This window comes from Photobacterium sp. DNB22_13_2, from assembly GCF_052873915.1.
This window is the reverse complement of the sequence record NZ_JBNNXU010000084.1, coordinates 1-316: the sequence shown is the minus strand read 5'-3', so window position 1 is coordinate 316 and position 316 is coordinate 1. Positions and strand designations below refer to the sequence as shown.

1 protein-coding gene is annotated in these 316 nt (G+C 66.1%); it reads left to right on the top strand.

Annotated elements, in window-relative coordinates; all coding sequences use genetic code 11:
* On the top strand, nucleotides 1-261 hold a 261-nt coding region (locus ACVA58_RS27885), incomplete at its 5' end, for a surface-adhesin E family protein (RefSeq protein ID WP_446513494.1).
* Nucleotides 262-316: the final 55 nt, after the last annotated feature.

The following is a 316-nucleotide window of genomic DNA, read 5'->3' as shown; positions in this document are numbered from 1 at the left end:
AGCGACGGCACCGTGCGTGCCACCTCGCGCGATGCCTATGACACGCCGCGCAAACTCGCCGATGGCGAGGCGTACCAATACGATTCACGCACGTCGGTGTACGACTGCAAGAACGAGCGCATCCTGCCGGTCAGCGCGCTGATCCAGGACAGCCAACACGGCACCATCCTCTCCAAGAACATCGACAACCCCCGCTGGGAGTCCGTTGCACCGAGCACCGAAGGCGAAGCCGTGCTGCGCGCGGTCTGCCTGCTGAAGTAGGGCGCGCTGCGTTACTGCACGGCCGCTGCCGGCGCCAAGTCGACGCGCAGCGTAC